The following is a 22,143-nucleotide window of genomic DNA, read 5'->3' as shown; positions in this document are numbered from 1 at the left end:
GCGACGCTTGCAATGGAGGTTGGCAATGGGTATCGACGATAAGATCAACAACGCCACCGAGGACGCGACCGGCAAGCTGAAGGAAGGCGCCGGTCGGGCCACCGACGACGAGCAGCTCGAGGCCGAGGGTCGCACTGACCAGTCCAAGGCCAAGCTCAAGCAGGCCGGCGAGAAGATCAAGGACGCCTTCAAGAGCTGACGTACGACGCACATTGCACGCCGGGCCGGTGATCATCACCGGCCCGGCGTTCTGTCTGTCCGGCGCTTTCCGTGACCCTGAGATCCCCCTGATTCCGCTTCCGGCACCCACAGCCGCACGCCTCTACCTGCTAACTTCCATTGGCACGTGCGAGGGAAGGTTATGAGCAGCTGGCGGCGGCCGGTTTGGTCACCGCCAACCTGGAGTTGTCGAGGGACGGGAAGGCCATGAACTACTACGAGGTGAAGCCGTTCGCGTTCACACTCACCCCCGGGGTCATCGCGGCGGCGGTCGAGACGCTGACCGTGCCCCGCTCGGTCGAGCAGCCGGGAGCGGGCCGATGAGCGAGCACGACTGGACCGAGGTGGTGGGCGCGATCGGCATCTTCGCCCTGATCATCAGCGTGTTCACGGTGACCGTCGTCCAGTTGGCCAAGACCCGCCGGGCCCGGCTCGAACTGGCCCGCGCGGACGACTACCGCCGGCTGGCCGAGACGGCAGCCCAGGCCCAGGCCGAGAACGCCCGACTGCTCGCGGCGATGGACGGGCGGCTGGGCGGGATGGAAACCCGGATGACCAAGCTCGAGCGTGTCCTGCTCGAGGTCGAGTGACCCGCTGAGAGCAGGAGGCCCCGGGCCGTCGAGCGGCTACTCGACGGCCCGGGTGGAAGCAGCATCACCTCGCCCAGTGGGCGAGCTTCACCGGTAACGCTCCTTCGAGGAGAGGACAGCACCTCATGCTGCGCGTACGCAAATCCGCAGTGGGCTGGGCGGTGGCCCTGGCCCTCACGGCCACCGGCCTGACCCCGGCGAGCCCCGCCGCCGCCCGACCACAGCCCGGCCCGACGATCGACTGGCGGCCCTGCGCCGCAGACTCGGATGCCGAGTGCGGCACCCTGTCGCTGCCGGTGGACTGGAACCAGCCCCGAGGTGAGCGCTTCGACCTGGCGTTGGCTCGCCGGGCCGCCGACAAGGCCACCCGCAAGGGTGCGCTGGTCTTCGGGCCCGGCGGGCCGGGCGACAGCGGGGTCGACCGGGTGGTGAACGGCAGCTCCCGGTTCAGTGCCGACCTGCGCCGCCGGTTCGACATCGTCAGCTTCGACCCGCGCGGCACCGGCGGCAGCCACCCGGTGATCTGCGCACGGGACCTGCTCGCCCGGCAGCCGCAGCTGATCGCCGACCAGGCCCAGTTCGACGCGACAGTTGCCAACAACGCGCTGCTGCGCGCCGACTGCCGGGCCCGCACCGGGGCGCTCTACGACCACGTCGACACGACCAGCGCCGCCCGGGACCTGGACGCGGTCCGCGCCGCGCTCGGCGAGCGACAGCTGACCTTCCATGGCAGCTCGTACGGCACGCTGCTCGGGCAGCGGTACGCGGAGCTGTACCCGAACCGGGTCCGAGCTGTCGTGTTGGAGGCCTCGATGGACCACAGCCTCGGCACTCGCGCCTTCCTCGACAGCCAGGCGGTCACCGCGGAGAACGCGTTCGACGAGTTCGTCGCCTGGTGTGACCGGTCCACCGCCTGTGGGCTCAACGGACGGGACGTACGGGCGATCTGGGCCGGGCTGCGCGCCCGGGCCGAGAGCGGCACGCTGACCGACCCGGACCGGGCCGGCGTGGTGCTGACCCCGTTCGAGTTGGCCCGGCTCACCCACAAGAGGTTCTACGACACGTGGCGGTGGCCCGGGCTGGCCGACTGGCTCGGCAGGATGGACGCGGCCGCCTCGCCGACCACCGCGCCCCCGGCCGACGCCACGACGACGGTCGACGCCGTCGCGCCGTACCCCTTCGCGGTCTTCTGCCAGGACTGGAGCCTGCCCGTCCGCGACTACCGGGAGTACGACGCACACGTGCGCCGGGCGGCCCTGCTCGCACCGGACCTGCGGTATCCGCCGGCCCTGTTCGCGCTCGTCACCTGCCTGGGCACTCCGTCGCCGGTCGCCAACCCGCAGCACCGACTGCGGGTCCGCACCGACGTGCCACTGCTGATCGCCGCCACGGTGCACGACCCGGCGAGCGGGTACGACTGGGCCCGCACTGTGGCCCGGCAGTTGGGCAGGCACGGCGCTCTGCTTACCTACCAGGGGTGGGGGCACGGCAGTTACAGCAGCAGCCCGTGCGTGCAACGAGCCGTCGACGCCTACCTGATCGATCAGGTGGTGCCCGCCCGTGGTGCCAGCTGCCCGGCCGTCGACCCCGACGTGTGAGCGTGCCGCCGGCCGTCGGGTGGTCAGGTTCGCCCGACGGCCGGCAGCGGCGGGTTCAGCGGCGTCGGGTGGCGCGGACGACCACGTCGTGCAGCGGGACTTCCCGGCCGGGCATCGAGCGGCGGTGCTCCTCGGCGGTGACCATCTCCCAGGTGGCGCTGTCCAGGCCCGCGGTGATGTCCGCGAGGGTGACCGATGCCTCCTCCGGTGGGTGGTGGCCGTGCCCGGTGGCTTCCGAGGTGTGCAGGTGCCCGACGATCAGCAGGCTGCCACCCGGCGCCACCCACCCGGCGATGCGGTCGTAGAAGGCCAGGTGCGGCATCGCCGGGTGCGCGTAGTGCGTCGTCACCAGATCGAACTGCGTCCCCGGCTCCCAGGTCGTCAGGTCCGCCTCCACCCACCGCACGCGCTCGGGCACCCCGGCGTCCGCCGCGCGTCCGGCGGCGAGAGCGAGGGCGGCGGATGCGATGTCGACAGCGGTGACCTGCCAGCCGTGCGAAGCGAGCCAGATCGCCTCCGTGCCGGTGCCGCAGCCGGCGTCCAACACCGTGCCGGGCGTCAGGCCGGCGGTCTCACGGGCCAGGTACGGGTGCGGGGGAGCCGCGCCGACGGCACCCGCATGATCATGGTGCACCTGGTGCCAGTGCCTATCCCAGTAGCCCTTGTCGAACTCGTGCTGCTCGGTCATCTACCTGCTCCTTCGCATCTCGGTAGCGACTGTGACCGGCTCACCCACCGATCCGCAAAACTTCTTGCCGAATGGCAAAATTGGCGACATGGATGAGCCGGACCGCACCCTGGACGCTGTCGGAGGAAGACTGAAACACCTTCGGCTCCGCCGCGACATCACGCTCACCGACCTCGCCGCGGAGACCGGCATCTCCGCCAGCACCCTGTCCAGGCTCGAAGCCGGCCTGCGTCGCCCCACGCTGGAGCAACTCCTCCCGCTCGCCCGCGTCCACGGCGTGACGCTCGACGAGCTCGTCGGCGCGCCCCCGACCGGCGATCCCCGCATCAACCTGCGCCCCATCACGTGCAGCGACGGATCGGTCATCCTGCCACTGACCCGGCGACCCGGGGGCATCCAGGCCTACAAGTACGTGCTCCCGGCCAGCGCCGACGACCGCGAACCCGACCTGCGCACCCACGAGGGACACGACTGGGTCTACGTCCTCAACGGCACGCTGCGACTGGTCCTCGGCGAGCACAATCTCGTCCTCACGCCCGGGGAGGCCGCCGAGTTCGACACCCGCACCCCGCACTGGTTCGGGGCCACCAGCTCCGGCCCCGTCGAGTTCCTCAGCCTGATCGGGAAACAGGGCGAACGCGCGCACATACGCGCCGCCCCGAAGCCCGATTGACCCAGGTCATCGCTGCCCAGCCAGTCGGCTGGCCTTCAGCTCCAGATACCGCTGCTCGGGCAGGCTCGTGGTGCCGCGTGCCGCGGCCAGGTACGCATCCCGCGCCGCCTCGGCGTCCCCGGCCATCTCCAACAGGTGCGCCCGCACGGCGGCGAGCCGATGGTGCCCGGCCGTGCGCTCGTCGGCGATCAGCGGTGTGAGCAGCGCGAGCCCGGCCCCTGGCCCGTCCACCATCGCCACCGCCACCGACTGGTTGAGGGTGATCATCGGGTTCGGCGCGATCCGGGCCAGCAGTCGGTAGAGCGCGACGATCTGCCGCCAGTCGGTCTCCGCCGCCGTCGACGCCTCGGCGTGCACGGCGGCGATCGCCGCCTGGAGCTGGTACGGGCCCGGCGGCGACCAGGTCAACGCCTCGGTGATCAGCGCGATCCCCTCCGCGATGGCGGCAGAGTCCCACCGGGTGCGGTCCTGCTCGGCGAGGGGCACCAGTTCCCCGTCCGGGCCGAGCCGGGCCGCCCGGTGCGCGTCGGTGAGCAGCATGAGCGCCAGCAGCCCGGCCACCTCGCCGTCGTCGGGCAGCAGCCCGCGCAGGATGCGGGCCAGCCGGATCGCCTCGCCGGTCAGCTCGGCCCGGTGCAGGTCCGGGCCACTCGACGCGGTGTACCCCTCGTTGAAGATCAGATAGAGCACCCGGAGCACCGACCGCAGTCGCTCGTCCCGCTCGGCCGGCTCGGGCATCGTGAACCGGGCCCCGGCGGCCTCGATCCGCTGCTTGGCCCGCCGGATCCGTTGACTCATCGTCGCCTCCGGCACCAGGTGCGCCCGGGCGATCTGAGCGGTGCTGAGACCACCGACCGCGCGCAGGGTGAGCGTCACCTGCGCCGATCCGGTCAGCGCCGGGTGGCAGCAGAGGAACAGCAGCGTCAGGGTGTCGTCCGCGGCCGGGACCGCCGGCTCCGCGTCGGCCGCCGGCGCCACCTGGGCGTACGTCGGCTCGCGCAGCGCCACCGCCACCTCGCGGTCCCGGCGAGCGCTCTCGCTGCGCCACTCGTCGGTGAGCCGGCGGGTGGCCACGGTGAGCAGCCAGGCGCGGGGACTGTCCGGTACGCCCTGCCCGGGCCACTGTGTCGCGGCGGCCAGCAGAGCCTCCTGGACCGCGTCCTCGCACCGGTCGAACTGGCCGTGCCGGCGGACCAGCAGGCCGAGGACCTGCGGCGCGAGGGTGCGCAGCAGATCCTCGACCGTCCGGTCCTCGGTCACATCTCCGTCCCGGCCTGCTCCATCACCGGGCGGACCTCCATCGCGCCGCCGTAACGGACGTCCGGCCAGCGGGCCGCGATCTCGGCGGCCCGCTGCGGGCTGTCGCACTCGACGGTCAGGTAACCGGCGAACTGCTCCTTGCTCTCCATGAACGGCCCGTCGACGATCTCGGTGCTGCCGTCGATCTGCCGGACCGTCAACGTCTGCGACGGGTTGGCGAGCGCCTGGCCGTCGACCAGCTCGCCGGTCTCGGTCAGCTCCTTCATGATCTCGTCGACCTCGCCGAAGAGAGTGGTGCGGTCCTGCTCGGTCAGCTCCTCGGTGAAGCCGGGCCGGTTCCAGATCAGCAGCATGTACTTCACGGCGGTGCTCCTCAGCTCTGGTCGCACCCCCGGTCGGGGCGCGGCTCACCGGAGGGTCGGAGCCGACAACCCGTTCCCTACGGCGTACCGAAGAAAATCGCAGATAACTTCGCCGGTGGTGGTCCCACGCCGGTCGGGTCAGCGGCGATCGGGCCGGCCGGGCACCTGTCGGGGCTGCTTGCGCCCGCCACCGACGTCCAGGGAGGCGCGGTCGGCGGCCGACGTGCCGGAGGACCAGCCCTCGGCGTCCCGGACGCTGAGCCGGTGCCGGGTCACGCCGGGGAAGAGGGTGTCCAGTCGTTCCCGGACGGCCTCGCCCCGGGCGGCGAGCACCGGCAACAGTCGCTCCGCCCCGGCCGTCTCGGCCGACGCCTGGTCCGCCGCTTCGGTCGCCGCCTCGGTGGCCGTACGCAGCCGCTCGCCGATCCGCAGCGCGAACGCGTTGAGGAAGGACTCGTCCCACACCTTCGTGCGCCGCCCCGACCCCGACCGGCGCTCAGCGCGCCCGCGCAGCATCGCGGCCGTGGCCTGGACCAGCAGCGACGTGTAGAGCAGCTCCACCGCCACCAGATCGGCCGGCCAGCCCAGCACGGTGGCGAAGCCGAGATCGTCGGACCAGACCGCCTCGCACCTGTTCGCCGCCGCCACCTCCTGCACCAGCAGCGCCTTCGCGCCCGCGTACGGAGTGTCGGTGCTCAGGCGCACCCCACCGGGCACGTCGCCGCGCTCCGACCCGGCCGCCAGCAGCGCCTCGTCGATGCTGTGCCGGGCGATCAGCTCCTGCGCCTTACCGGTCAACGCCTCCGCCTCGGCCGGGAAGGTGGTCGACTCGGCCTTCGCCAGCAGCGCCCGGACCCGGTCCAGCATCGGCGACCCGCTGCGCGTCGTGCCCGCCGACCGGGAGGTGAGCGCGCCGGTCGTGCCCGGCGGTGGGCGCAGCACCGCGATCGGCGGCAGGCTCTCCACCAGCGCGAGAGTGTCCACGGCCGTGCGGAGCGCGTCCGCCCGGTCCAGCCCCTCCGCGGCGGTCCAGGCAGCCAGCACGTCATGGCCGTCGTCCCGGACGTCGGCGGTCAACTCGCGTAGCTGGTCGTCCCACCAGGCCGGGATCGGTTCGGCCTGCTCACGCCGTTGGGCGGCCATCGCCTCGCGGACCAGCCGCGCCGAGCGGGGGTCGAGCCGCCGGCTGGTGAGCCGGTCCACGTCGACCGGCTGCCAGCCACGCGGCCAGAGCCGGCCCAGCGCGCGGACCAGGCGACGCAGCAGGGCCGCGTCCACCGCCGTGGTGCCGTCCGCCGCGCCGGTGCCGACCATCAGTTGGTCCAGCTGCCGTTCGGCCTGCCGTACGTCGGTGCCGCGCACCGCCGCGAGTGCGTTGGCGACGAGTTCGTCCGCGTCCGGCACGGGCACCTCCTTCTCGGGCTCTGGTTGCTCGGCTCGGTGTTCGCTGCCCCTTCAGGCTGCATGATCATGCCGCTAGTGGTGTGCGAGTCGTGAAACGGGGATGGCCCGCGGCGGCGCTGACTGGGCATGTTTCGACATGTTCGGGGTAGTTTCCGACCTGACCCCGAGGTGGATGCGAGGTGTGTGGTGGCCGATGCAAGCCTGCCGAGTGCACGCACCGCCGACGTACGTTCCTCCACGCTCGTCGGCGTCCTGATCGGCATCGCCATCATGGCTGCGGTGGACGAGATCGTCTTCCACCAGTTGCTGGCGTGGCACCACTTCTACGACCGGTCCACCCCGTCGGTGGCGCTGCTCTCCGACGGGCTGCTGCACGCCGCCGAGGTGATCATCCTGGTCGGTGGGTTCTTCTGGTTCGCCGACCTGCGTCGACGACGTGCCCTGTCGACCCGGCTGGCCTGGGGCGGATTCCTGCTCGGCGCCGGAGGGTTCCAGGTCTTCGACGGGGTGGTCGACCACAAGGTGCTCCGGCTGCACCAGATCCGCTACGGCGTACACCTGCTGCCGTACGACGTGGTGTGGATCGCGTCCGGTGCTGTGCTGCTGCTGGCCGGCGTCGCCGTGGTCTGGTGGGCCCGGTCCCGGCGGCCGGGCGACGACCGTCGGGGACGGTGACCGTGCCGCCCGCGTTCGCCCACGGCGGGCACGTGGCGGAGGGCCCGAGCTGGTTCCCGCTGCTCCCGGTCGTGCTGCTGGCCGTCGGCTACCTGCTGGCGGCCGTACGCGACCCGCGGGGTTGGGACCACCGGCGTACCGCCGCCTGGCTGGTCGGCTGCGCCCTGCTGGCGGTCGCCGTCGGGCCGTTTGCCCCGCTCCCCGACGACCCGCGCGGGCACATGGCGCAGCACCTGCTGCTCGGCATGCTGGCCCCGCTCGGGCTGGTGCTCGGCGCCCCGGTGACGTTGCTGCTGCGGGTCGCCCCGCCGCCCGTACGCCGGGTGGTGGGCCGGCTGCTGCGCGCCCGTCCGCTGCACCTGATCGCGCACCCCGTCACCGCCGCGCTGCTCAGCACGGGTGGGCTGGCGCTGGTGCTGCTCACCCCGCTGTACGCGGCGGCCGAACGTCACTCTGCGCTGCACCACGCCCTGCACCTGCACTATGTCGCCGCCGGCTATCTCTTCGCCTGGTCCCTGGCCGGCCCGGACCCGGCACCGCGTCGACCCGGCCTGGCGGTACGGGTGGGCGCGCTGCTGGGGGCGGCGGCCGGTCACGCCGTGCTGGCCAAATACCTGTACGCGAACGCCGACACCCTGCCACCCGGCCTCACCGACCGGGACCCGGCGGCGTTCCAGTCGGCCGCCCAACTCATGTACTACGGCGGCGACCTGGCGGAGCTGCTCCTGGCGGTCGCCCTCTTCGCCACCTGGTACAACCGCCCCGACCGTCTGCGCCCACCCCGCCCAACCCGGTTGATCAAGAAGTTTGCGTCACCAGGGAACGGTTCCCTGACGCAAACCTCTTGATCAACTAGGCGGGGCGGGTGCCGCCAGCGCGGTCACTGCCACCCGGTGAGGATCTCCTCTACCGGCAGGACGTCCCGTTGCGGGTCCGGCGCGGGGGCCGGTCGGTCAGCCGGCGTCCGGTCGAAGCGTGGCGCTGGCGCCGGCTGGATCTCGCCGCCAACCTCGACGAACGTGCCCCGGGCGGCGTTGTGCGGATGCTGGTGGGCCTCACCGGGGGCGAGCACCGGCGCGACGCAGGCATCCAGGTCGGCGAAGACCGCCGTCCACTCGTCCCGGGTCCGCTCGGCGAACCGCTCGGTGAACCGTCGCCGCAGCTCGTCCCAGCCGCTCGGGTCGTACTGCGCGGGCAGGTCCGGGTCGTCGGCGAGGTCGAGGCCCGCGAGCAGTACGGCGTAGAAGGCCGGTTCCATCGCGCCGACGGCCATGAAACCGCCGTCCGAGGTGGCGTACGTGTCGTAGAACGGCGCACCGCCGTCGAACATGTTGCGCCCGCGCGGCGCCGCCCACAGTCCGGTGCCGAGCAGCCCGTGCAGGAACGACGTGAGAAGAGCCGAACCGTCCACCATCGCCGCGTCGACCACCTGGCCGACACCGGAGCGTTCCCGTTCCAGCAGCGCGGCCAGCACGCCGACGGCGAGCAGCATGCCGCCGCCGCCGAAATCGCCGAGGAGGTTCATCGGCGCGTACGGGCGCTCGCCGGCACGGCCCAGCGGCTCCAACGCCCCGGCGACAGCGATGTAGTCGATGTCGTGCCCGGCGCGAGCCGCCAGCGGGCCGTCCTGACCCCAGCCGGTCATCCGCGCGTACACCAGTCTGGGGTTGCGGGCCTGGCACACCTCCGGGCCGAAGCCGAGCCGCTCGGCGACCCCCGGCCGGTACGCCTCGACCAGCACGTCCGCCCGCTCGGTCAGGCGCAGCAGGTCCGCCACGCCGGCCGGGGACTTCAGGTCCAGCGTGGTGACCCGCCGGCCGCGCTGCAACGGCCCGCCGGTCGGTGCGGCCAGGCGCCCCGCACCCGGAGCGCCCGGCCGGTCCACCCGCACCACGTCCGCGCCGAGGTCCGCTAGCACCATGCACCCGAACGGCGCCGGGGCGAGGCTCGCGAGTTCGACCACCCGCACCCCGGCCAGCGGCCCGCCCCGCGCCGCCGTCACGCGACGCCGGCCGTTTCGGCGGGACGGGCGGCCAGCCGGTCGACCAGGTCGGCGGGGGGTGTGAACCGGTCGCCGTAGCGGTCGGCCAGTTCGGTGGCGCGGGCCGCGAAGCCGGCCGGGCCGCCCGCGTACTGCCGGACGTAGCGGATCACCCCTCCGGTCCAGGCCGGGAAGCCGATGCCGAAGATCGAGCCGATGTTGGCGTCGGTCTCGGTCCGCAGCACCCCCTCGTCGAGGCAGCGCAGCGCGTCCAGCGCCTCGGCGAAGAGCATCCGCTCCTGGAGGTCGGTGAAGGGCACCGCCCGACCAGCGTCGGTGGCCAGGTCGGCAAGGCCGGGCCAGAGCCGGCCGCGGGCGCCCTCGTCGTAGGAGTAGAAGCCGCGCCCAGCGGCACGCCCCGGCCGGTCGTACGCGTCGACCAGCTCGTCGACGAGCCGGTGCGCCGGCAGCGGCAGGAACTCCTCGCTGGCCGCCTCGAACTGGCGGCGGATCCGCTGGATCAGGGTGAGGCTGACCTCGTCGGCCAGCGCGAGCGGCCCGGTGGGATAGCCGGCCTGAAGGGCGGCCTGCTCCACCGAGGCGGCGGGAACACCCTCGGCGACCATGCCGACCGCCTCGTCGATGAACCGGCCGATCACCCGGCTGGTGAAGAAACCCCGGCCGTCGTTGACCACGATCGGGGTCTTGCCGATCCGCCGACCCAGGTCGAACGCCCGCGCCAGCGCGGCGTCACCGGTCCGTTCGCCGACCACGATCTCCAGCAGGGGCATCCGGTCCACCGGGGAGAAGAAGTGCATGCCGATGAAGTCGGCCGGGCGGTCCACCCCGGCGGCGAGCCCGGTGATCGGCAGGGTGGAGGTGTTGGAGGCGATCAGCGCGTCGGGCGCCAGCACCGGCAGCACCTCGGCGAACACGGCCTGCTTCAGCGCCGGGTCCTCGAAGACCGCCTCGATGACCGCGTCGCATCCAGCGAGGGCGTCCACCTGGTCGGTGGTGGTGATCCGGTCCAGCACCGCGCGGGCCTCCGCCTCCGTGGCGCGGCCCTTACGGACCTTGCGGGCCAGCAGCCGTTCGGCGTGCTCCCGGGCCCGCCCGGCGGCCTCGGGCGAGACGTCCCTGACCACGACGTCCAGGCCGGCGCTGGCGCAGACGTACGCGATGCCCGCGCCCATCATGCCGGCGCCGAGCACCGCCACCCGCCGCACCGGCGGAACGTCGACGGACGGCCGGGCGGCACCACCGTTGACGGCCTTCAGATCGAAGAAGAAGGCCCCGATCATGTTCTTGGCGACCTGCCCGGTGAGCAGGCCGATCAGGTGCCGGGTCTCCACGGTCAGGGCGGTCTCCAGGTCGACCTGGGCGCCTTCGACGGCGGTGGCCAGGATCGCCTCGGGAGCGGGAAGCCGGGCACCCTTGAGCTGCTTGCGCAGGGTGGCCGGGAAGGCGGGCAGCTGGGCGGCCAGCGAACGGCTGGCCGGGGTGCCACCGGGCATCCGGTAGTCCGGTCGGTCCCACGGCTGCTTGGGAGACGGGTTCGCGGCGATCCAGGCCCGCGCGCGGTCCAGCAGCTCCGCCTCGGTGGCGACCACCTCGTCCACGATGCCGGCGGCCAGGGCATCGGACGGGCGCATCCGCCGGCCGGTGAGCAGGACAGTGGTCAGCGCACCCGCCAGGCCGAGCATCCGTACCGTCCGGGTGACACCGCCGGCCCCGGGCAGCAGGCCCAGGGTCACCTCGGGCAGCCCGAGCCGGCTGTCCGGCGCGTCCAGCGCGATCCGGTGGTGGCAGGCGAGCGCGATCTCCAGCCCGCCGCCGAGCGCGGAGCCGTTGACGGCCGCGACCACCGGCCGGCCCAGTGTCTCCAGGCGGCGCAGGTCCCGTTTGATGGTGCCGAGCAGCTCCGCCAGCGCGGGCGCGTCCTCGCGGGTGGCCCGGATCATCTCGGGCAGGTCACCGCCGGCGAAGAACGTCGACTTCGCGCTGGTCACGATGACACCGGTCACGTCGTCGCGTTCGGCCTCCAGCCGGTCGAGGATCGCGCTCATCGAGGCGGCGTACGCCCGGTTCATGGTGTTGGCGGACTGGTCGGGGTCGTCCAGGGTGAGCGTGACGATGCCGTCGGCGCCGCGGTCGTACCGGATGGTGGTGGTCATTTGTCTTTTCCCCCGGGTCAGCAGCGCTCGAGAACGGTGGCGACGCCCATGCCGCCACCGATGCAGAGGGTCACCACGGCGCGGCGCAGGTCGCGGCGCTCCAACTCGTCCAACGCGGTGCCGAGCAGCATCGCGCCGGTCGCGCCGAGCGGATGGCCGAGAGCGATCGCCCCGCCGTTGACGTTCACCCGGTCCGGGTCGAGGCCCAGGTCGCGGACGTACTTGAGCACCACAGCGGCAAACGCCTCGTTGATCTCGAACAGGTCGATGTCGTCGAGGGTGAGCCCGGCGACGGCGAGCGCCTTGTGGGTGGCCGGGATCGGGCCGGTCAACATCAGCGTCGGGTCCGCGCCGGTGACCGCCGCGCCGGCGATCCGGGCGCGCGGGTTGAGGCCGAGATCCCGACCCAGCTGCTCCGAACCGATCAGCACCAGCGCCGCGCCGTCCACGATGCCGGACGAGTTGCCCGCGTGGTGGACGTGCTCGATGGCCTCCAGCCAGTGGAACTTCTGCAACGCGACCGCGTCGAAGCCCGCCGCCTCACCCATCATGGCGAAGGACGGGGTGAGCCGGGCCAGCGCCTCCCGGGTGGTCTCCGGGCGCGGGTGCTCGTCGACGGTGAGGATGTCCAGCCCGTTGCCGTCACGGACCGGCACCACCGAGCGGGCGAAGTACCCGCCGGCCATCGCCTTGGCGGCCCGCTCCTGCGACCGCAGCGCGTAGCCGTCCACGTCGTCGCGGGTGAAGCCCTCCAGGGTCGCGATCAGATCGGCGCTGACCCCCTGCGGCACGAACGACGTGGCCAGGGCGGTCTGCGGGTCGGTGGCCCAGGCCGCGCCGTCGGAGCCCATCGGCACCCGGGACATCGACTCCACCCCGCCGGCGAGCAGCAGGTGCTCCCAGCCGGAGCGGATCCGCGCGGCGGCGGAGTTGACCGCCTCCAGCCCGGAGGCGCAGAACCGGTTGAGCTGCACCCCACCAACCTCGTCGGGCAGCCCGGCCAGCAGCGCGGCGGCCCGTGCCAGGTCGCCGCCCTGCTCGCCGACCGGAGTCACGATGCCCAGCAGCAGATCCTCCAGCCGGCCGACGTCCAGGCCGGGATTGCGCTCACGCAACGCGTCGATCAGGCCGACCACCAGGGAGATCGGCTTGACCCCGTGCAGCGCGCCGGTGTCCCGGCCGCGTCCGCGCGGGGTGCGGACCGCGTCATAGACGTACGCCTCAGAGGGCACGGGCGATCAGCTCCTTCATGATCTCGTTGGTGCCGCCGTAGATCTTCTGGACGCGGGCGTCGGCGTACATCCGGGCGATCGGGTATTCCGTCGTGTAGCCGTAGCCGCCGAACAGTTGCAGGCACCGGTCGATGACCTCGCACTGCCCGTCAGTGAGCCACGACTTCGCCATCGCCGCGGTCGCCACGTCCAGGTCGCCGCGGCTGTGCCGGACGATGCAGTCGTCCAGGAAGACCCGGCTGACCCGGGTACGCGTCGCGCACTCGGCGAGCACCATCCGGGTGTTCTGGTGGCCCATCAGGGTCTTGCCGAAGGCGGTGCGCTCCTTGGCGTACGCGACGGTCAGCGCGACGGCCCGTTCCATGGCCGCGACCGCGCCGACGCCGATCACCAGCCGTTCCTGGGGGAGCTGCTGCATGAGCTGGATGAAGCCCAGCCCTTCAGCGCCGCCGAGCAGGTTGGCCGCCGGTACCCGCAACTCGTCGAAGAACAGCTCTGCGGTGTCGTTGGCGTGCAGCCCGATCTTGGACAACAGTCGGCCGCGGCGGAAGCCTTCCGGGTCGCCGCCCACCTCGCAGATCAGCAGGGAGACGCCGGCTGCCCGCTGCTCGGGGTCGGTCTTCACGGCCACGATGATCAGATCGGCCAGGCCACCGTTGGTGATGAACGTCTTCGCGCCGGTGACCAGGTAGTCGTCGCCGTCACGGACCGCCCTGGTCCGCATCGCCTGAAGATCGGAGCCGCCGTCCGGCTCGGTCATCGCGATCGCGCCGACCAGTTCGCCGCTGCACAGGCCGGGCAGCCAGCGTCGCTTCTGCTCCTCGCTGCCGTACGCGACCAGGTAACCGGTGACGATGCCACTGTGGACGGCCAGCCCGAGGCTGCTCTCCCCGGTGTACGCCTGCTCGTGCAGCATCACGGCCTCGTGGGTGAACCCGCCGCCCCCGCCGCCGTACTCCTCCGGGACGGACAGGCCGAGCAACCCCAGCTCACCGGCGCGCCGGTAGTGCTCACGGTCCGGGTGGCCCTGCTCCTGAAGGCGGTCGGCGTGCGGCAGGACCTCCTTGGTGAAGAAGGTGCGGGCCAGGTCGGCCAGGTCGTCGTGCTCCGGCTCGCGCCAGGGCGAGAGGGGACCGTCGAGTGGGGGCGTCGGCATGTGCACCACCCTCGCGCGCTGTTGGCAGCATGTCAATAAGTAGAGATCCACGGGCGGGGGCCGGTTCTGGGTCGTCCGCGAAGGGCAGATGTCCGCAGCCCGCCAGCGCCACGTGCCGGGCGTACGCCTCGCGACTGCCCGCTACGACGGCGACTCACGTCGTCCAGATGCCGCCAACCGCTCAGCGAGTGCGACGACACGATCGCGGAGTTCGTCCGGGCGTTCGATGACGAACGGCAGGTCGAGCGTGGCGAGCACACCGGGTAACCAGTCGAGACTCTCCGCTCGGATCTCCACGTCCTGCCAGCCTTCGTCCGCACCCTCTCGCACCTCGGCGATGCTGGCCGGTAGCTGCCTGCGGATCTGCTCCTGTGTTCCTCGTATCCGTAGCGACACCGCATGCTGGTACGGCGCCTGTGCCATCGAGGCGAGGAGGTGCCCTGCCGGATCGTTCCCGGCGGGCGGCTCGAACGAGCCGGGCAGCGTTCTCGCGTCCGCGATGCGGTCGAGCCGAAGGGTTCGATCCTCACCGATATCCGGATCGGCCCCGATGACATACCACCGGCCCGCATGGTTGACCAGCCCGAACGGATGCAGGGCGCGGACGCTACGCCTGCCGTTGCGCGAGGTGTACTGGAGTGAGATCGGCCGGTGCTGGCGGACCGCCTCGGCGACGGTGAGAAGCACATCTGCCTGCGGCGCAGGGAAGTCGTCGGGTTCGGTGGTGAAGGCGAGGGACTGGAGTACGGCGTCCAGCCGGTCCGCGATCCGCGACGGCAGGACACGCCGGATTTTCGCGGCGGCAGTCTCACCCGCCGTACCTGTAGCCGTCGCCAGCCCGGCACGGCGGCCGGCAACCAGGCCGAGCAGGACGGCCAAGGCTTCGTCGTCGCTGAACATCAGCGGCGGCAGACGATAGCCGGCGGCGAGCCGATACCCGCCGTAGCGACCGCGCACCGACTCCACTGGCACGTCGAGGTCGACCAGGTGAGTCACGTAGCGCCGCACCGTGCGCGGTTCGACACCGAGGCGCTCGGCAAGCTCGGCCATTGTCCGGACGCCGCCGGACTGCAAGAGCCCCAGCAGTGCGAGCACCTGGGCTGTCGGTCGTGCCATGGTCTGAACCTAATCCGAATACTGGACCAGATCTGTCCGGTATTCGGGTTAGCGTGCTGACGACAGACGGGTCCCGACCGTACTGAGCAGGGAGAATGCAGTGGATTTTGTCTCGATCCGCATCATCACTGGCGACATCAACCGCCTGGTCGGCTTCTACGAGAAGATCACCGGCGTGCAGGCGGCCTGGGGCAACGAGGACTTCGCCGAGTTGCGCACTGCCCACGGCACGCTGGCGATTGGCAGTACCCGCACGGTCCCACTGTTCGCGCCAGGGTCGGCCCGCCCGGCCGACAACCACACCGTGATCATCGAGTTCCTCGTGGCAGACGTGGACGCGCTTTACGAGAAGCTGAAGAACGTGGTGGAGGACTTCGTGAACGAGCCCACGACCATGCCCTGGGGTAACCGAGCCCTGCTCTTCCGCGACCCCGACGGCAACCTGGTCAACTTCTTCACCCCGGTCGTCGACCGGGTGCAGCGAGCGCGAACGGCGGCCGATCGCTGAGCTGCCGATAGGGTCGGGCAGATGAGTGTCGAGACGGCTCCGCGCCGCCGCCGTTTGGAGCCGGACGCCCGGCGGGGGCAGATCCTGGCCTGTGCGGTCCGGCTGTTCGGCGAACGCCCGTACGCGGACGTGTCGACCACCGACATCGCCCGGGAGGCCGGTGTCGCTCGCGGCCTGGTCAACCACTACTTCGGTGCCAAGAAGGGCCTCTACCTGGAGGTCGTCCGGGTCATGGTGACCATCCCGGAGGTCGCCGTGGAGCGCCTGCCCAAGGGGGACCTGCGGACCCGGGTCGACGCCAGCGTCACCTGGTTCCTCGACGTGGTGTCCCGGCACAGCACCTCCTGGCTCGCCGCCGTCACCGCCCGGGGGATGGGCGGCGACGCCGACGTCGAGCGGGTGCTCGCCGAGGCCGAGGAGGTCGCCGCGGACCGGATGCTCGTCGCCGTCGGTCTGGCTGGCCAGGCCGCGCACCACGAGGAGCTTCGCGGCATGGTGCGGGCGTACTGCGGGTTGGCGACGTCGACCGCCCGGGAGTGGCTACAGCGTGGCGCGCTGACCCGCGCGCAGGTGCACCTGCTGCTCACCACCACCCTGCTGACCATCGTCGAACAGGTCATCCCGCAGGTCATCGCCGATGACGGTCCGACCCGGTCGGCGGTGCCTTCCGCCTAGGACCTGACCCGCGTGGGTGACGCAGGCCATGGAAGCGATGGCGCGAGTGAAATAGGCATACGAGCTATGGTTATTTCACTGACCCAGGGTACGCCAGTGCTTGCGGCACCTGGTTCGTCACATCACCGAGGGGGACGCATGAATCCATCCGCCCTGTCCTACGAGGTTTTCGTCTCGGATGGTCCGGTTCGAGCGGGTGACCAGCGCATGCCGGACGGCTCGCGGATCCACTGGAACCCGATCTCGTCCACGCTGATCTTCGGGGCCGAGGAGGCGCTCCTCGTGGATCCCCCCTTCACTCACGAGCAGATCGCGACGGTGGGTGACTGGATCGCGCAGTCGGGCAAACGGCTGACCTACATCTACGCCACTCACGGGCACGGCGACCACTGGTTCGGCGCCGGTGAGCTGGTCAAGCGCTTCCCCGGGGCCGTCACCTACGCGACGCCCGGCACCATCGACGTCATGCGCCAGCAGGCCACCGTCGGGCGGAGCCAGCTGTTCGACCAGGTCTTCCCCGGCCTGATTCCGGAAACACCGGTCGACGCCGTGCCCGTGCCTGCCGAAGGATTCCTGCTCGAGGGCAACCTCATCCAGCCGGTCGAGACCGGGCACACCGACACCGACCAGACGACAGTCCTGCACGTCCCGTCGATCGGCCTCGTGGTTGCCGGTGACGTCGTCTACAACGGGGTTCACCAGTACATCGTGGAAACAGTCGACGGTGGCCTGCGGGAATGGCTCAAGGCTCTCGACCGCGTCGAGGCGCTCGCGCCCCGCGCAGTCGTCGCCGGCCACAAGAACCGCGACCGCCCGGACGACCCGGCCAGCATCGATCAGACCCGGAACTACCTGCTGAACGTGGAGCGGCTGCTGGCCGAGAAGCCGACCGCCCGAGAGTTCTTCGACGAGATGGTGCGGCTCTACCCAGACTGGGTGAATCCGGGACCGGCGTGGTACGGGGCGCTCGCCCTGCTCGGTGAGTGAGCTGATGGTGCCCTCGGTTCCCGACAGCGCGGCAGGTGTGGTGGTCGCGCCGTGGATCGCCACCGCCAGATACGACCTGGACCAGGCCCCAGGCGGCCTCGGGCTCGTCCAGGATCTGCTCAACACGATCTCGGCCGGCGTGCCACGGCAGGCCGATCTCCTTGACGACCTGGCCAGTGCTACCGAGTGGGCACAGCAGGCCGTCGTCCAGTGGTCGACGGCCACCGGGCGGCCGGCACCCGACGTGACGCTTGACGCTGCGGGACTCCGGGCGCTGCGGATCTTCCGCGAGGAACTGCGGGACGAGATCGACGCCAGACTCCACGTCCCGGCGGAACCTGGGCAACCCGGCACCGGAACGCCGGAACGTGCACCGACCGGGTCCCGGACCAGCGGCGCCACCCTTCGGCTCGATCGGAACGGATCCGTCCACCTCGACCCCGCCGGGGTCGGAGCCGATCTGCTGATCTCGCTCGTTCTCGCCGCGCTGTTCGAGGCGCAACTCGCCGACGTCGGGCGGCGGATCAAGACCTGCCGCAACCCCCGCTGCCGGGTGGCGTTCTACGATCGCTCGCGCAACAACAGCGGGGTGTGGCACTCCGTGCGTGTCTGCGGGCACCCGACCAACCTGCGCGCCCACCGCGCACGCCAGCGGCAAGCGGATTGACCTGGCCGGTCAGGCGGCGCGGCGTTCGTCGGCCTGGCCGCTGCGCGCGGGTCGGCCGGTACGCGCTGCCGGGGCGGCGTAACGGTCGGCGGCCTGCGCCGGGTACGACTCGGCGCGGACCACCCGCAGCGGCCGGTCCACCTCGTCGGCGCCGAACCGCCAGCGCGACGGCATCGGTTGCCGCTGCGGCGCGGGCCCACCGGGGCGCAGACCGGGCCGGGACAGCAGCACGGTGATCAGGTAGCCGACCACCAGGAAGCCGTGGCTTACCAACCGCTCACCGCCCACCGAGCCGGTGGCCAGGTCGTTGACCGAGAGCAGCAGCAAGGTGCCGACGAACGCGCTGAGCATCGGCAGCAGCCCGGCCGGCGGGCTGCGACGCACCGCCACGAAGAGGAAGCCGGCGCCCACCGCGACGTTCCAGGCGGCTGACTCGTGCCACAGGTGCTGACCGGTGGGGTGCAGGTGATCGGCGGCGGCGCCCCGGCCCACCTGGGCCAGCCCGAGCACCAACTGCACCGCGCCGAGCAGCCCGAGCGCCGCGCGCAACCCTGCGACCAGCTTGCCGCGCCCGAACGCCGCGCGCAGCCCGCCGACCGGCCGACCGCCCGCGACCAACCCGCCTCGCCGCCACCACGGCCGGCGGGCCGGTGCCGCCGCGACGGCGGCCAGAATCGCCTCGGTCCGGTCGGGCACGTCGGTGACCAGACGGGTACGAACCCGACGGGTCACCGCAGCCGCCGCCGTGAACCAGGCCCGACAATCGGCACACCCGTCGAGGTGCCCCTGCACCGCCGTCAGTTCGGCGGCGGTCTCCTCCCCGTCCAACTGCGCGGACAGGACCTCCCGCCACTGCTCACACCCCATGTACCGGTAGTCGCTCCGGGGGCCGCTCCGGTTCCCGGTGACCGGGGCCTGTTGTGGAATACTCGCCCGATCATGACGCGTTACGGCCTGCTGATCCTGCCCGCCACCAACCGGGTGTACGCCCGCTCCGCCATCGACCTCACCCGGGCCGAGCTGGAGATCTTCGGTCTCTCGGCCCTCGACGGCCAGATCGGCGAGTTGGACACCGAGGTGGTCGGTGGGGCCTCCTACGTCACCTTCACCGGTGACGGGTTGACCGAGCGGGACCTGACCGTCCTGGGCAATCTCTCCGCCGGGTACGCGCTGTTCGAGATCGTCGGTGAGCTGCTGCGCCCGATCGAGTGGAGCCGGCTGGACCGCTACGACGACGACCTGCTCACCATCCAGAAGTACCCGGGCAAGACCAACGAGCAGTTCACCAAGCTGCTGCTCAACGTCACCCTGCTCGCCTCGGACTGGGCCACCGAGATGACCAGCCGGCGGTTCCGGGTGCTCGACCCGCTCTGCGGCCGGGGCACCACACTCAACCAGGCGCTGATGTATGGCTTCGACGCCGCCGGGATCGAGCGCGACCAGAAGGACGTCGAGGCGTACCGGGCGTTCATCACCACCTGGCTGAAGCAGAAGCGGGTCAAGCACCGGGTGCTGGAGTCGGGGCCGGTGCGGCGGGAGCGCAAGGTGGTCGGCCGGCGGGTGCGGATCGAGCTGGCTCCGACCCGTGAGGAGCACAAGGCCGGTCAGACCCAACTGCTGGACGTGGTCAGCGCCGATACCGCCCGCTCGGCGGAGTTCTTCCGCCCGGAGACCGTCGACCTGGTCGTCGCCGACGCGCCGTACGGCGTGCAGCACGGCAGCCGTACGGCCGAAAAGGGCCTGACCCGTGATCCGCTGGCGTTGCTCGCGGACGCCGCGCCGGTCTGGGCGCGGTTGCTGCGTCCCGGCGGTGCGCTCGGAATCTCCTGGAACACCCACGTGGCCAGCCGCGAGGACGCGGCGGCGGCGTTGGCCGACGCCGGGCTGACCGTGGTCGACGCCGAGCCCTACCGCGCGCTGCGGCACCGGGTCGACCAGTCGATCATGCGCGACGTGCTGGTGGCTCGCCGCCCGGCCTGACCCGGCCCACTGCCCGGCCTGACCCGGCCCGGCCCACTGCCCGCGCCACCCATCCGGGTCGCGCGTGGTCTCTCGTCCGTCCTTTGCTCTGCAGCCGCGGAGGCGACACTCACGCTCTGTTGCTGGTGCCTCCGCGGGTGCAGAGCAAAGGGGGGCGGACAACAGGTCTTGACCTCGCGGACGGTCCAGGGCCTGTGCCGCATTTCACCTGTTCAGTGCACGGGTGTGAAAACCACGTCAAGAAAAGGTTCGGCTCCGTCATGGTCGCGTTATGACCCCTGCCGACCGGTGGGTGGTGGGGCTTTGATTGCCCGGCGCGACCGGAAGGCGGTCGCGACGAACCTTTCCGGTATGAGGAGTCAGCGTGTCTGACGTGGTGTTCGTGGTCCTGACGGTGGTGCTGTTCGCAGTGCTCGCCCTGGTGGTCCGGGCGGTGGAGAAGCTGTGAACGCGGTCAACGCCGTCGGTCTGGTGCTCGCGATCGTCCTGGGCGCGTTCCTGGTGTTCGCCCTGCTGTTTCCGGAGCGCTTCTGATGACCATGACAACAGCGGGCGTCATCTTCATCGTGACGCTGGTGGCGGCCCTCGTCGCCGTCTACAAGCCGTTCGGTGACTACATGTTCCGGGCGGTCGCCGGGACGAAGCAGTCGCGGGTCGAGCGGGGCATCTTCCGGCTGGTCGGGGTCAACCCCGCCGCCGAGCAGACCTGGGGGGTGTACGCCCGCAGCGTGCTGGCGTTCTCCGCGGTCTCGATCCTGTTCCTGTACCTGTTCCAGCGGGTGCAGAACCACCTGTGGCTGTCCCTGGGCTTCGACCCGGTGGTGCCGCACGGCGCGTGGAACACGGCCGTGTCGTTCGTGACCAACACGAACTGGCAGTCGTACTCGGGTGAGTCGACCATGGGTCACCTGGTGCAGATGGCCGGCCTGGCGGTGCAGAACTTCACCTCCGCGGCGGTCGGTGTCGCGGTGGCGGTCGCCCTGGTACGCGGCTTCGCCCGTAGCCGGACCGGGCAGCTCGGCAACTTCTGGGTCGACCTGACCCGGATCGTGCTGCGGATCCTGCTGCCGATCGCCGTGCTCGGCGCCATCGCGCTGATGATCGGCGGCGTGGTGCAGAACCTCTCCGGCGGCACCGACGTGAGCACGCTGACCGGCGGCACCCAGACCATCACCGGTGGCCCGGTCGCCAGCCAGGAAGTGATCAAGGAGCTGGGCACCAACGGCGGTGGCTTCTACAACGTCAACAGCGCCCACCCGTTCGAGAACCCCACCAGCTGGACGAACTGGCTGGAGATCTTCCTGATCTTCCTGATCCCGTTCAGCCTGCCCCGGGTCTTCGGTCGGATGGTCGGGCAGAACCGGCAGGGCTACGCCATCGCCGCGGTGATGGGCATTCTGGCGGTCGCCAGCGTCGTCATCACCAACATCTTCGAGCTGACCGGCCACGGCACGGTGCCGCAGGCGGTCGGCGCTGCCCTGGAGGGCAAGGAGGTGCGGTTCGACGTCTCGAACTCGGCCACCTTCGCCGCCGCCACGACGCTGACCTCGACCGGTGCGGTGAACTCGTTCCACGACTCGTTCACCTCGCTCGGCGGCATGATGACGATGGTCAACATGATGCTCGGCGAGGTCGCGCCGGGCGGCACCGGCTCCGGGCTGTACGGCCTGCTCATCCTCGCGGTGATCACGGTCTTCGTGGCGGGCCTGATGGTGGGCCGGACCCCGGAGTACCTGGGCAAGAAGATCAGCTCGCGGGAAATCAAGTTCGCCTCGCTCTACTTCCTGATCACGCCGATCCTGGTGTTGACCGGTACGGCGGCCGCGTTCGCCACCGGCAACAACTCCACGGCGCTCAACGTCGGCCCGCACGGCCTCTCCGAGGTGCTGTACGCGTTCACCTCGGCCAGCAACAACAACGGCTCGGCCTTCGGCGGCATCACTGTCAACACCACCTGGTGGGACACGGCGCTCGGGTTGTGCATGCTGCTGGGCCGGTTCCTGCCGATCATCTTCGTGCTCGCGTTGGCCGGCTCGCTGGCCCGCCAGGCACCCACCCCCGCGTCCGAGGGCACCCTGCCGACCCACCGACCGCTGTTCATCGGCATGGTCGTCGGCGTCACCGTGGTCCTCGTCGCGCTGACCTTCCTGCCCGCGCTGGCGCTCGGCCCGCTGGCAGAGGGGCTCTGACCATCATGA

23 protein-coding genes are annotated in these 22,143 nt (G+C 71.4%); 13 read left to right on the top strand and 10 right to left on the bottom strand.

All coding sequences use genetic code 11. The annotated features are described in order from the left end of the window. The first annotated feature begins 25 nt into the window (after positions 1–25). The 3 genes from KBX34_RS14545 (at position 26) to KBX34_RS14530 (ending at position 2,407) form a co-directional block, all read left to right on the top strand. A complete protein-coding gene (locus KBX34_RS14545) occupies positions 26–199 on the top strand; it encodes a CsbD family protein (RefSeq protein WP_088951272.1) in 174 nt (57 codons plus the stop codon). Positions 200–539: 340 nt separating this feature from the next. After that, positions 540–809, top strand: a complete 270-nt coding sequence (locus tag KBX34_RS14535; protein WP_210925415.1) for a hypothetical protein — start codon at positions 540–542, stop codon at positions 807–809. 125 nt (positions 810–934) lie between these two features. Next, positions 935–2,407 (top strand): alpha/beta hydrolase, encoded by a 1,473-nt coding sequence (locus KBX34_RS14530; RefSeq protein WP_210792475.1) that lies wholly within the window; start codon positions 935–937, stop codon positions 2,405–2,407. Positions 2,408–2,462: 55 nt separating this feature from the next. Here KBX34_RS14530 and KBX34_RS14525 read toward each other — a convergent pair whose 3' ends face one another. Continuing rightward, positions 2,463–3,095 carry a bifunctional 2-polyprenyl-6-hydroxyphenol methylase/3-demethylubiquinol 3-O-methyltransferase UbiG gene (locus tag KBX34_RS14525; protein ID WP_210925413.1) on the bottom strand — a complete coding sequence of 211 codons (633 nt, stop codon included), beginning with the start codon at positions 3,093–3,095 and terminating at the stop codon, positions 2,463–2,465. Positions 3,096–3,183: 88 nt separating this feature from the next. Here KBX34_RS14525 and KBX34_RS14520 point away from each other — a divergent pair, with 88 nt between their 5' ends. Continuing rightward, complete coding sequence (locus tag KBX34_RS14520; protein ID WP_210925411.1) at positions 3,184–3,768, top strand: helix-turn-helix domain-containing protein; 585 nt, start codon at positions 3,184–3,186, stop codon at positions 3,766–3,768. Positions 3,769–3,774: 6 nt separating this feature from the next. Here the strand turns inward: KBX34_RS14520 and KBX34_RS14515 are convergent, their stop codons facing one another. The 3 genes from KBX34_RS14515 to KBX34_RS14505 all read right to left on the bottom strand — a co-directional run bounded on the left by KBX34_RS14515 (position 3,775) and on the right by KBX34_RS14505 (position 6,794). Next, a complete protein-coding gene (locus tag KBX34_RS14515; RefSeq protein ID WP_210925409.1) occupies positions 3,775–5,028 on the bottom strand; it encodes an RNA polymerase sigma factor in 1,254 nt (417 codons plus the stop codon). Beyond that, on the bottom strand, positions 5,025–5,381 hold the full coding sequence (locus KBX34_RS14510; RefSeq protein WP_231927527.1) for a YciI family protein: 357 nt from the start codon (positions 5,379–5,381) through the stop codon (positions 5,025–5,027). Before KBX34_RS14510 ends, KBX34_RS14515 begins: the two co-directional genes overlap by 4 nt. 147 nt (positions 5,382–5,528) lie before the next feature. Further along, entirely contained in the window at positions 5,529–6,794 is a 1,266-nt protein-coding gene (locus KBX34_RS14505; RefSeq protein WP_210925407.1) for a DUF2786 domain-containing protein, read from the bottom strand. A gap of 186 nt (positions 6,795–6,980) precedes the next feature. Here KBX34_RS14505 and KBX34_RS14500 point away from each other — a divergent pair, with 186 nt between their 5' ends. Next, positions 6,981–7,469 (top strand): DUF2243 domain-containing protein, encoded by a 489-nt coding sequence (locus KBX34_RS14500; RefSeq protein ID WP_210925405.1) that lies wholly within the window; start codon positions 6,981–6,983, stop codon positions 7,467–7,469. Further along, positions 7,466–8,317 carry a cytochrome c oxidase assembly protein gene (locus KBX34_RS14495; RefSeq protein WP_307871399.1) on the top strand — a complete coding sequence of 284 codons (852 nt, stop codon included), beginning with the start codon at positions 7,466–7,468 and terminating at the stop codon, positions 8,315–8,317. The genes KBX34_RS14500 and KBX34_RS14495 overlap by 4 nt, the downstream gene beginning before the upstream one ends. A 32-nt stretch (positions 8,318–8,349) precedes the next feature. On the opposite strand, the gene KBX34_RS14490 is transcribed toward KBX34_RS14495, so the two are convergent. The 5 genes from KBX34_RS14490 to KBX34_RS14470 form a co-directional block, all read right to left on the bottom strand. Next, positions 8,350–9,471, bottom strand: coding sequence for a CaiB/BaiF CoA-transferase family protein (locus KBX34_RS14490; RefSeq protein WP_210925403.1), 1,122 nt, complete (start codon positions 9,469–9,471; stop codon positions 8,350–8,352). Beyond that, complete coding sequence (locus KBX34_RS14485) at positions 9,468–11,624, bottom strand: 3-hydroxyacyl-CoA dehydrogenase NAD-binding domain-containing protein (RefSeq protein WP_210925401.1); 2,157 nt, start codon at positions 11,622–11,624, stop codon at positions 9,468–9,470. The genes KBX34_RS14490 and KBX34_RS14485 overlap by 4 nt, the downstream gene beginning before the upstream one ends. Before the next feature lie 17 nt (positions 11,625–11,641). Further along, positions 11,642–12,856, bottom strand: a complete 1,215-nt coding sequence (locus tag KBX34_RS14480; protein ID WP_210925399.1) for an acetyl-CoA C-acetyltransferase — start codon at positions 12,854–12,856, stop codon at positions 11,642–11,644. Then, the gene (locus KBX34_RS14475) at positions 12,846–14,012 is read right to left on the bottom strand and encodes an acyl-CoA dehydrogenase family protein (protein ID WP_210925397.1); all 1,167 of its coding nucleotides are present in this window, start codon (positions 14,010–14,012) and stop codon (positions 12,846–12,848) included. The genes KBX34_RS14480 and KBX34_RS14475 overlap by 11 nt, the downstream gene beginning before the upstream one ends. Positions 14,013–14,153: 141 nt before the next feature. Continuing rightward, complete coding sequence (locus tag KBX34_RS14470; protein ID WP_210925394.1) at positions 14,154–15,128, bottom strand: YafY family protein; 975 nt, start codon at positions 15,126–15,128, stop codon at positions 14,154–14,156. A gap of 100 nt (positions 15,129–15,228) precedes the next feature. On the opposite strand from KBX34_RS14470, the gene KBX34_RS14465 reads away from it, so the two are divergent. The 4 genes from KBX34_RS14465 (at position 15,229) to KBX34_RS14450 (ending at position 17,965) form a co-directional block, all read left to right on the top strand. Beyond that, positions 15,229–15,636, top strand: a complete 408-nt coding sequence (locus KBX34_RS14465) for a VOC family protein (protein ID WP_088951289.1) — start codon at positions 15,229–15,231, stop codon at positions 15,634–15,636. A 21-nt stretch (positions 15,637–15,657) separates the two neighbouring features. Beyond that, positions 15,658–16,311: a TetR/AcrR family transcriptional regulator gene (locus tag KBX34_RS14460; protein ID WP_210792464.1), complete on the top strand. Its 654-nt coding sequence runs from the start codon at positions 15,658–15,660 to the stop codon at positions 16,309–16,311. A gap of 138 nt (positions 16,312–16,449) precedes the next feature. Beyond that, entirely contained in the window at positions 16,450–17,298 is an 849-nt protein-coding gene (locus KBX34_RS14455; RefSeq protein WP_210925393.1) for an MBL fold metallo-hydrolase, read from the top strand. Next, complete coding sequence (locus KBX34_RS14450) at positions 17,291–17,965, top strand: CGNR zinc finger domain-containing protein (RefSeq protein WP_307871398.1); 675 nt, start codon at positions 17,291–17,293, stop codon at positions 17,963–17,965. Before KBX34_RS14455 ends, KBX34_RS14450 begins: the two co-directional genes overlap by 8 nt. Before the next feature lie 9 nt (positions 17,966–17,974). On the opposite strand, the gene KBX34_RS14445 is transcribed toward KBX34_RS14450, so the two are convergent. Then, positions 17,975–18,832 carry a zf-HC2 domain-containing protein gene (locus tag KBX34_RS14445; protein WP_210925391.1) on the bottom strand — a complete coding sequence of 286 codons (858 nt, stop codon included), beginning with the start codon at positions 18,830–18,832 and terminating at the stop codon, positions 17,975–17,977. A gap of 72 nt (positions 18,833–18,904) precedes the next feature. Here KBX34_RS14445 and KBX34_RS14440 point away from each other — a divergent pair, with 72 nt between their 5' ends. The 3 genes from KBX34_RS14440 (at position 18,905) to kdpA (ending at position 22,134) form a co-directional block, all read left to right on the top strand. Beyond that, positions 18,905–19,945 (top strand): TRM11 family methyltransferase, encoded by a 1,041-nt coding sequence (locus KBX34_RS14440; RefSeq protein WP_210925389.1) that lies wholly within the window; start codon positions 18,905–18,907, stop codon positions 19,943–19,945. 444 nt (positions 19,946–20,389) lie between these two features. Then, the gene (gene kdpF / locus KBX34_RS14435) at positions 20,390–20,479 is read left to right on the top strand and encodes a K(+)-transporting ATPase subunit F (RefSeq protein ID WP_036390805.1); all 90 of its coding nucleotides are present in this window, start codon (positions 20,390–20,392) and stop codon (positions 20,477–20,479) included. Next, positions 20,479–22,134: a potassium-transporting ATPase subunit KdpA gene (gene kdpA, locus KBX34_RS14430; RefSeq protein WP_210792461.1), complete on the top strand. Its 1,656-nt coding sequence runs from the start codon at positions 20,479–20,481 to the stop codon at positions 22,132–22,134. The genes kdpF and kdpA overlap by 1 nt, the downstream gene beginning before the upstream one ends. The last annotated feature ends 9 nt before the right edge of the window (positions 22,135–22,143 follow it).

Source organism: Micromonospora sp. M61 (assembly GCF_018070245.1).
GTDB classification, from domain to species: Bacteria; Actinomycetota; Actinomycetes; order Mycobacteriales; family Micromonosporaceae; genus Micromonospora; species Micromonospora zamorensis.
Note: the sequence above shows the minus strand (reverse complement) of the source record. Positions and strands in the feature narration are given on the sequence as shown.